Origin of the sequence: uncultured Campylobacter sp., assembly GCF_938030815.1 — a bacterium.
Classification (GTDB): Bacteria; Campylobacterota; Campylobacteria; order Campylobacterales; family Campylobacteraceae; genus Campylobacter_B.
The window spans coordinates 1-9,348 of record NZ_CALHII010000108.1 but is presented as its reverse complement, the minus strand read 5'-3'; the positions used below and the strand labels follow the sequence as shown (position 1 = coordinate 9,348).

At 48.1% G+C, this 9,348-nt stretch carries 7 protein-coding genes; 4 read left to right on the top strand and 3 right to left on the bottom strand.

The features are described 5' to 3' along the window. Positions 1–33 precede the first annotated feature (33 nt). Genes napH through napA form a run of 3 tightly spaced genes read right to left on the bottom strand, consistent with a single transcriptional unit; the run spans position 34 to position 4,385 of the window. Positions 34–843 (bottom strand): quinol dehydrogenase ferredoxin subunit NapH, encoded by an 810-nt coding sequence (napH, locus tag Q0277_RS03820; protein ID WP_297995788.1) that lies wholly within the window; start codon positions 841–843, stop codon positions 34–36. After that, on the bottom strand, positions 840–1,598 hold the full coding sequence (gene napG, locus Q0277_RS03815) for a ferredoxin-type protein NapG (RefSeq protein WP_297995787.1): 759 nt from the start codon (positions 1,596–1,598) through the stop codon (positions 840–842). The genes napH and napG overlap by 4 nt, the downstream gene beginning before the upstream one ends. Positions 1,599–1,601: 3 nt before the next feature. Continuing rightward, positions 1,602–4,385, bottom strand: a complete 2,784-nt coding sequence (napA, locus tag Q0277_RS03810; protein ID WP_297995785.1) for a nitrate reductase catalytic subunit NapA — start codon at positions 4,383–4,385, stop codon at positions 1,602–1,604. A 535-nt stretch (positions 4,386–4,920) separates the two neighbouring features. Here napA and Q0277_RS03805 point away from each other — a divergent pair. From Q0277_RS03805 to Q0277_RS03790, 4 genes are all read left to right on the top strand, one after another. Further along, positions 4,921–7,173, top strand: coding sequence for a molybdopterin-dependent oxidoreductase (locus Q0277_RS03805; RefSeq protein WP_297961179.1), 2,253 nt, complete (start codon positions 4,921–4,923; stop codon positions 7,171–7,173). Between the two features lie 274 nt (positions 7,174–7,447). Continuing rightward, positions 7,448–8,230, top strand: a complete 783-nt coding sequence (gene fdhD / locus Q0277_RS03800; protein ID WP_297995783.1) for a formate dehydrogenase accessory sulfurtransferase FdhD — start codon at positions 7,448–7,450, stop codon at positions 8,228–8,230. Between the two features lie 9 nt (positions 8,231–8,239). Continuing rightward, on the top strand, positions 8,240–9,031 hold the full coding sequence (locus Q0277_RS03795) for a LysR family transcriptional regulator (RefSeq protein ID WP_297995781.1): 792 nt from the start codon (positions 8,240–8,242) through the stop codon (positions 9,029–9,031). A 16-nt stretch (positions 9,032–9,047) separates the two neighbouring features. Next, positions 9,048–9,236 (top strand): sodium-dependent tyrosine transporter, encoded by a 189-nt coding sequence (locus Q0277_RS03790; RefSeq protein WP_177388229.1) that lies wholly within the window; start codon positions 9,048–9,050, stop codon positions 9,234–9,236. Positions 9,237–9,348 lie beyond the last annotated feature (112 nt).

Sequence of the window (9,348 nt, the reverse complement as noted above, 5' to 3'; positions counted from 1 at the left end):
AGCATGCAAGAGCCAAGCTTAAAACCATTTTTTTCATTTTTTCACTCCTAATATACTAAAATTTAACGCATCGTCATCGCATACTTCGATGCAGCGTCCGCAGCTGATACACTCGCTGCTAACGCGCCCGTTTTCGCGTCCGACCATCTTAAGTACCTGCACTTCGGGGCAGACCATTTTGCATTTGCCGCACATCGTGCATTTATCAACCTTGTGGCGAATGCGAATGATGCTAAAATAGCTAAGCGCCGCCCAAAATCCGCCGAGCGGGCATAGTCGCGAACAGATCGTGCGATCGCCTGCAAAAATTTCAAAAACTACGATCAGCAGCGCGATTGCAAACGCACTGGCACTTAGCGATATGACGGCGCGCGCGAAAAGCGAGATAAAATTTACGCTCTCAAACGCCGCAAAGCCGAAAGCTCCGCTGCAAATGAGCGCTAGCACCGCTAGGACGTAGCGAGCTTTGCGATTTACGTTTAAAAATTTGGTGTGCACGCCAAATTTTTTACGAAGCCACGCGGCAAGATCGGTCAGTAAATTTATCGGGCAGACCCACGAGCAATATAATCGCGGCGCTATAAGCGCATAAAATGCTCCTACGATAAGCGCTCCGATAACCGCCGTAGCGCCTAAAGAAAAGCTGGCTAGCAGCATCTGCGCCGTCGCAAACGGATCGCTTAGATTAATCGTGCCGAAAAGTTTCGACGAGCTTAGATTGCCCTTTAGAATTCCTGATAAAATTCCGTTTTCGCTCGCGGCTTTGAAGGCGAAATTATTTCCTAAAATAAAAAGGACTAGAATAGAAATTTGGCTTAAACGCCTTAAAATAGTATATTTCATTGCCTAGCCCCTTCCATTAGATCGTCCTCGTTTAAGTAGTCCTTGCTTTTTTGCGGATCGAGCTTGATTTTGGTGTCTGCGTCCTTTAGCTTCGCGTCGTCGCCCTTGATCCAGCCTTTGACGTAGTTATCGCTGGAAATTCCCATGACGCGCTCGCGCTCCACGACGCTGATAGCCGCCTTTTTCGTGACGCAGGCATGCTCGCACTTACCGCAACCCGTGCAGTAGTCGCTATCTACGACGGGCACGAGTAGGGCGTGCTTTTCGGTGCGGTTGTTGTGACGATAATCGATCCTGAGCGCTTTATCCATTACGGGGCAGTTTCGCACGCACGCGTCACATTGGATACCGGCATAAGCGATGCAATGCTCGGTATCTATGACCGCAACGCCCATTTTGGATAGACGCACATTAAGCTTGGAGTCTTCGCTTACTAAGCTTTTATCTAGTGCGTCGCTAGGACAGGCCGCGACGCAAGGTATGTCGTCGCACATATAGCATGGAATTTCGCGCGGGATAAAAAACGGTGTGCCGTTTGCAATAGCATGATCGCAAAAGCTCGCAAGCTTAAGCGTATCAAATGGGCACGCCTCGACACAAAGTCCGCACCTTAGGCATTTGCTAAGAAATTCTTTCTCGCTTATAGCTCCGGGCGGGCGGAGTCTGGCGTGCTCGTTAGAGTTTGCGACTCCGAGCCCCAGAACGCCTACGCCCGCAGCTAAAGAAAGAATACCTAAGACCTCACGCCTATCCATAATTTACGCCTTGTAAATTTTAACCGCGCATTTTTTGTAGTCGGTCTCTTTTGAAAGCGGACAGGTATGATCGAGCGTGACGCGGTTGATATAAACCTTCTCGTCAAAAAACGGCACGAAAATAAGCCCTTTCGGCGGAATGTTACGTCCGTGGAAGTCTACGCGCGCTTTTACCTTGCCGCGGCGCGACTCGATCCAGACGATTTCGTTTTGTTGCACGCCGATTTTGGCGCCGTCGGCTTCGTTCATATAGCATCTTGCTTCAGGCACCGCGCGATAAAGCTCCGGCACGCGCATAGTCATAGTGCCCGTATGCCAGTGCTCCAGCACGCGACCCGTACATAGCCAGAAAGGATACTCCTCGCTTGGCACTTCTACAGGATCCATATACGGACGGAAGAAAATTTTAGCTTTATTGGCAAGGCTTGTTTTTTCTTCGCCAGAAGTAGCGGATTTCAGATCGCCGCTAGGAAGCGCCGCTTTAGCGTTGCCATAGAAGGCGAAGTCGCTATCCGGAGCCGCTTTTTTGGCATAAGGATCGTATTGTGCGTTAAAGCGCCAAAGCGTTTCTTTGCCGTCTACGACTGGCCATCTAAGACCGCGTACGCGGTGATAGGTATCGAAATCCGCTAGGTCGTGTCCGTGACCGGTGCCGAATTTTCGGTATTCTTCCCAGAGATATTTTTGGATGAAAAAACCATATCCTTTAAATTCTTTGCCGTCGCTGCCGATTACGCCACGAGAGTCGCCGTTTACTTCGGAGTTATCGAAGCTTGCCATAATCGGATCTTTTGCAGCGAAAGCCTGAGCGTCTTTGTTTGCAAAGAGCACTTCAAATAGTGTAGTCTCTGGCGTATAGCCGAATTCTGAAATTTTATCTAAGACACTTGGTAACGTAAGCTTATCATTTACTTTAATCTCGCCCCAGAAATCCTTGAGTTTGAAGCGCTTGGAAAACTCTAGCATCTGCCACGTATCGCTCATCGCGTCGCCCACAGGAAGGACCTGCTGTCTCCACCACTGCGTTCTGCGCTCGGCATTGCCGTATGCGCCCCATTTTTCGTAGATCATCGCGGTTGGTAGGATTAGATCAGCTACCTTTGCGCTTAGTCCCGGATATGGATCGCTTACTACGATGAAGTTATCCATCTCGCGCGCCGCTGCGATCCAGTGATTTGCGTTGGCGATCTGCTGCCACGGGTTATTTACCTGAACCCACAGCCATTTTATCTTGCCGTCTTCGAGATTGCGCAGAGCCTGTACATAATGTGCGCCTGGTTTCGGATTTATCGTGCCCTCGGGAAGCTTCCAAATTTTTTCGGAAACCTTTCTATGAGCCGGATTTGCCACGACCATATCAGCAGGTAGGCGGTGAGAAAACGTGCCCACCTCTCTAGCCGTGCCGCAAGCGCTAGGCTGACCGGTAAGCGAAAACGCTCCGCAGCCGGGCTTGGCTTGCTTGCCGAGAAGGAAATGTACCATGTAGCTTTGCTCATTGACCCAGGTTCCTCTTGAGTGCTGATTAAAGCCCATCGTCCAAAAGCTTACTACTTTGCGGTCCTTTTCGATGTAATAATCTGCTAGCTGCTTTAGCTTGGTCTTAAATGCTTCTAAATCCTCATCCTCGTTACCCTTGGCCAAAGGCGCTACGAAATCTAGCGTGTAAGGCTCTAGCGCTTTTTTAAATTCTTCGAAGCTTATGAGCCAGTGAGCATCCGATTTGTCAGAGTGTTTGTTTTCGAGTACGTCGCCCTCTTTCATACCCAAATATGCTAACGTAACGCCCTCGGATTTGCTTAAAATTTTAGATTTTTGCTTAGCCGCGGTGTCAAGCTCGGTTTTGCGGTATTTTTTATGATTTATATCTTCTCGCAAGCCGTAGCCGATATCCACAGGGCCTGTAGCGAACACACAGTGCTCTTTAATGAATTTTTCGTCTATCATCTCTGGATGGTTATAAACGATCTCCCTTGCTATGTAGTTCCATATCGCAAGATCGGTATTTGGACGGAATATAATTTCAATATCGGCGATGTTTGAAGTGCGGCTAGAGTATGTCGAGAGATTTATAACTTTTACGCGGTCCGGGTTGTGAAGCTTATGGTCGGAGACACGAGACCAAAGGATAGGGTGCATCTCAGCCATATTCGCGCCCCAAGCGATGATGGTATCGGTTAGCTCGATATCGTCGAAAACACCCGCAGGCTCGTCAATACCGAAGGTTTGCATAAAGCCTACGACGGCGCTAGCCATGCACTGGCGAGCATTAGGATCGAGATTATTGGAGCGAAAGCCCGCCTTTACTAGCTTTGCTGCGGCGTAACCTTCCGGGATCGTGTATTGACCGCTACCAAGTACGGCAAAGCCCTCGGGACCGCCTTCGTTATAGGCGCGCCTGAAATGCTTCTCCATTTCGTCGAACGCTCTTTGCCAGCTGATCTCGATAAATTTTCCCTTTTTGTCGAATTCGCCCTTGGAATTTACGCGCAAAAGAGGCTTGGTAATGCGATCGGCGCCATACATGATCTTGGCGTTGAAGTAGCCTTTGATGCAGTTTAGACCGCGATTTACGGGCGCTAGCGGATCGCCTTTGACCGCTACGATTTTGCCGTCTTTGGTGGCTACCATGATGCCGCAGCCGGTGCCGCAGAAGCGACAGGCCGCCTTGTCCCAGCGCCAGCCTTTTTCGGCTTTGTCCGCAGCACTAAGACTGCTAGGTAAACTGATGCCCGCAACGCTACAGGCAGCCGCTGCTGCAGAGCTTTTTATAAAGTCTCGTCTATCCATGAGATTAACCTTTCGTTTAGAATGTAAATTTCTATTAATGTTTTGGATAATAGCATAAAAAAACGGCTTAGTCTAGATTAAAATCAAAGTTTTTTCTGCATGAATTTCAGATATAAAATAATAATTTTATAAATTTTAAATTTAGTGGCCCAAATTTTATCAGGATAGCGAGTTTTTGATAAATTTTAATATAGATTTTCATTTAATTAAATTAATATATTATACCGATAAATTAGCATTAAAATTTCATAAAAATTTAATTGTGCTTTGAAATAAAACGGAGCGTAATATAATTTCAAAATTCTATTAAAATTATAAAAGTTAGCTTAAAAAGCGTCTTTTGCGATAAGCGATAAATTTTACGCTAAAACGCCGCCATTACCGAACTAAAAGCGTAAAATTTAACTATTCAATTTAATATGCGATATTTGCATATTGCTTAAATTTTGCTTAAAAAAATTCACTAATTTAAAAATTCTTTTATAATCTAGAAAGTATAATAGCCGTGCAAACCAAAATTCTTGAAAGGAATATTATGCAGTCCAGAGAAAAGATTGTCAAAACGACTTGTCCTTACTGCGGCACCGGCTGTGGTATCGATCTTATCGTAAAAGACGGCAGGATCGTAAACGCGCGCCCTACGCAGGCCCACCACGTAAATGACGGCGAGCTATGCTTAAAAGGGATGTTCGGCTGGGAGTTCGTAAACTCTCCAAAACGCCTTGCCAAACCTATGATCCGTAAGAAAAACGGAGTATTCGATAGAAGCGGCAAACTTGAGGAGGTAAGCTTTGAAGAGGCTTATGATTTTGTAGCGTCTAAATTTAAAGAGACCGTCGCTAAATATGGCCCAAGCTCAATAATGGGTTTTAGCTCGGCGCGCTCAAATAACGAAGACAACTACGTTTTTCAGAAATTTTTCCGTGCTCAGGGCAGCAATAACGTCGATCACTGCGCTCGTCTTTGACACGCTCCTACAGTGGCAGGTCTTGCCAACACGCTAGGAAACGGAACGATGACGAACGATTTGGTAGAATTCGCTACCGATACGGACGTATTTTTACTCATCGGCACCAACACGAGCGAGTGTCACCCGATCATCGCTATGCAGATGCAGCGAGGCTTGCAGCGCGGCGCCAAGATGATCGTCGTAGATCCAAAGCGCACAGATATGGCGAAAAAAGCCGATATCTATCTGCAAATCCCAGTGGGCGCGAACATTAAGACGCTAAATACCATTATGAATGTTATCATTGCCGAAAATTTGCAAGATGACGAGTTTATCAAAAACTACGCTCACGGCTACGAGTATTTAAAAGAGGCGGTTAAGGACTTTACGCCTGAGCGATTTGAGCGCGAGACGGGCGTGAAAAAAGAGCTCGTAATCGAAGCTGCTAGAATGTATGCTAAAGCAGGCGCAGCGGCGATCTGCTACACGATGGGTATCACACAGTTTAGCGACGGCACCTCAAACGTCTTTTCGCTTTCAAATTTAGCTATTTTGACGGGGAATTTAGGCAAACGAGGCGCAGGCGTAAATCCTTTGCGCGGTCAAAACAACGTCCAGGGCGCATGCGATATGGGCGCGCTACCTAACGTCATCCCTGCAGGCGCGGTAAATTCCGCTTATGCTCAGGAGCAGGCGCGCAGAGTATGGCACTTCGAGCTAAATCCAACTCCAGGCTTTAAACTTACGATTGCTCCAGATAAGATGGATAGCGGCGAGCTGAAGCTACTCTACGTTTACGGTGAAAATCCCGTAATGAGCGATCCTTGGACGGAACACTTTGTGCATGCAACGCACCATTTGGATTGCTTTATCGTGCAGGATCTTTTCTTTACCGAGAGCGCACAGAAGGCCGACGTCGTACTACCTGCTGCCGGCTGGGGCGAGAAGGATGGCACCTTTTTAAACACTTCCCGTCGCGTCCAGCGCACGCGCAAGGCAAGCGAGCCGGCTCCTGGCGTAGAGCCTGATTGGAAGGTAGTTTGCAATATCGCGCAAAGAATGGGACTTGAAGGGTTTGATTTTTTAAGTGCGGAAGAAATTTGGAACGAAGTGCGTGCATTAATGCCTAAATTTTTCGGCGGTATTAGCTACTATAGGCTAGATAAGCTAGGCGGCATCAGCTGGCCATGTCCTGATGAAGATCATCCGGGCACACCGGTTCTTTACGCAGATCATAAATCGATGCTGCCTGATGGTAAATTTAGAATGGTGCCGGTACTTTACGTGGATGATAAAGAGGAGCGCGCTAAAGCTGAGGCGGATTTTAGAGCCAAGATGAAAATTCCTGATGATTATCCAGTGGGAAGCGGCGCGCTTAGCGAGATTCCGGATGAAATTTATCCGTGCTTATTTACGACCGGACGTAAGGTTTATCACTACCATACGGGCACGATGACGAGAGAGTGTCGCGCGCTAGAGTACGGCGCGGGCGCAGAAGGCGCGCTCATCGAGGTAAGCCCGGACATCGCACGCGAACGCGAGCTTACCGAAGGCTGCTATGCGCTCGTCAAAAATAAGCGCGGTCAGATCGCCGCGAAGCTTCGCATAAATCCGGATTTGAAAGAAGGCACGATATTTACGACCTTCCATTACAGCGAGGCCGACGGCAACGAGCTCGTGCATGCGGGCGATCTGGATCCGCTATCTGGCATCCCACCGCTAAAGATGACGATCGCAAATATCAGAAAGCTTAGCGAGAGCGAGTTTATCGAGTTCAGAAGACAAAACGAGATGTCAATGCACTCCGAGAAACCTTATCTATCGCCGGTGCATAGGTAGTTTGGGCGGTAAATTCCGCCCGCTTTGCAAAGATGAAATTTAATCGCGGCTGCTGGCAGCGGCAAAATTTGATGAAATTTTATCTTTGCGGGCGCTTCATGGCCGCTTGTGCTCACGGTGCGAGCGGCTCGTGGAATTTTCCACGCGATTTTTTAAATACAAAACTGCGAGCGCTTTAAATTTACGCACGCCGCTTCGGCTTTACTTCGGCGAATTAAGGCTATTTAAGCAAAATTTCACTACGATACGGGCGAAATTAAAATAAGGAAGGTCTATGGAGCCGATTTATAGGGCGGAGATAGTTAAATTTAAAGGGAATGAAAGAAGGATCGTAAGCGATATCTTGGTGCGCGAGATCAAGCTTGAAATTTTACTAAACGGCAAGCGTTTCGGCGCAGTGATGGCCACTCCGACCGATCAGGAGGCGCTAGCAGCAGGCTACCTAATCAGCGAAAATTTGATCTCGGATCCAAGCGGTATAAAAAGCATCGAGCTCGCGCCGGACGGACTTAGCGTGAATGTATGCGGCGAGATAAACGAAAAGCGGCTAAATAGCTTTGATGCCGAAAAGGTCATCATTAGCGGCTGCGGGCGCAGCTCTACCGCAAATATCGATCCTGCAGCGATGGCGGCGCGTAAAGTCCGCTCGGACGTTAAATTTCATAAGAATGAAATTTTAAATTTGATGAGCGAGTTTTACACGCAGTGCGAGCTTTACGAGATGACCGGCTGTGTGCACACCGCAAAGCTCTTTACCGCGGGCGGCGAGCATTTTATCGGCGAGGATATCGCCCAGCACAATACCATCGATAAATCGGTCGGCAAGGCGGTCTTGGTGGGGCACGATACGCAGGGCTCGCTTCTTTTGGTAAGCGGCAGGCTAAGCTCCGAAATGGTCGCCAAAGCCGTGATGAGCGGCATTAGTGCGCTTGTTTCGCGCACGGCTCCTACGAGCCTGGGCGTCGTGATCGCGCGTAAATTTGATCTTACCCTTTGCGGCTTCGCGCGCGGCGAAAATTTAAACGTTTATAGCGGCGAAGAGAGAATTTTGAGTTAAGAAGGCGGCATGGAGATAGATATCAAGATAGACGACAAAAAAGCAAACGAGATCAAAAGGCTGATTTTAAATTTACTAAATCCGAGCGGCAAGCTCGATTGCGGCGCGGCGTTTAAGATCGCCGCCAAATTAGGCGTAGATGCAAGCGTCGTAGGAGATCTCGCGGCGCGCGAAGGGATACGGATAGATCGCTGCGAACTCGGACAGTTCGGCAAGCTGCAATGCAGCGGAGGTAGCATAAAGGCGCTGCAAAAGCTAGATCCGCTTTTGGATGAGAAAAGACGGATTTTTTGCCGTGACGCCCGAGCTGTAGCTAGCGGCGGAGTAGGGTTCGATACGGTGCGCTCTACGCTTAAGGAGCACGGCATAGACGTGAAATATTGTCAGCTGGGCTGCTTTAAGGAGAAGAAAGGCAAAAGAATGAGAGTAAAAACGAAAACTTGGATCGAAAATGCGCAGGGCGAGCTCATTTTCGGCAAGGGCAAAACCGAAGTGCTAGACGTGATCGCCCAAACGGGCTCCATCTCTAAAGCCGCCGAGGTTTTGGGGATGAACTACAAAAAGTGCTGGAGCCATCTGCAAATTTTACAAAAAAATCTGCAAGAGGAGCTCTTTAGCACCAAGCAAGGCGGCGGCAATGCCGCAGGCACGACGCTAAATGCGCGCGCCTATGAGCTGATCGCTGCATATAAGCAGCTGCAAAGCGATATAGAACACTACGCAAACGAGCGCTTTAAGGAGCTTTTTTTGAAAAAAGAGGGCGAGAAAGACGCAAGTAAAGCGAAAGATAAAAACCATTAAATTTAAAGGAGAAACGATGTTTGTAAAGCTAAACGAACGAACCTATCTAAACAAAGACAGGATCACGCGTATCAAGGTAGATAGTGTCCAAGACGGTATTAGAATTCGCTTCTATGAGGGGCAGTTTCAAGTCGCCAAAAGCGGGAGATTTGAAAGCGAAGAAAAAGCGATGGAGTGGTTGCAGAAAAATTTTATCGGCAAATAGCCGCGAAATGCACTTCATAGCCGCGCGAGCAGCTTGCGAACAGATCCGCAAAATAGCGGCTCTTTGTGATATGCAGCGGCTGCTCGCCGACGCGATGATTGGTTTGTGAGCG

Coding starts and splice junctions, on each gene's coding strand:
- Q0277_RS03790 (WP_177388229.1), top strand. CDS start 9,048: ATGTTTGTAAAGCTAAACGAACGAACCTATCTAAACAAAGACAGGATC.
- Q0277_RS03795 (WP_297995781.1), top strand. CDS start 8,240: ATGGAGATAGATATCAAGATAGACGACAAAAAAGCAAACGAGATCAAA.
- napA (WP_297995785.1), bottom strand. CDS start 4,385: ATGGATAGACGAGACTTTATAAAAAGCTCTGCAGCAGCGGCTGCCTGT.
- napH (WP_297995788.1), bottom strand. CDS start 843: ATGAAATATACTATTTTAAGGCGTTTAAGCCAAATTTCTATTCTAGTC.
- fdhD (WP_297995783.1), top strand. CDS start 7,448: ATGGAGCCGATTTATAGGGCGGAGATAGTTAAATTTAAAGGGAATGAA.
- napG (WP_297995787.1), bottom strand. CDS start 1,598: ATGGATAGGCGTGAGGTCTTAGGTATTCTTTCTTTAGCTGCGGGCGTA.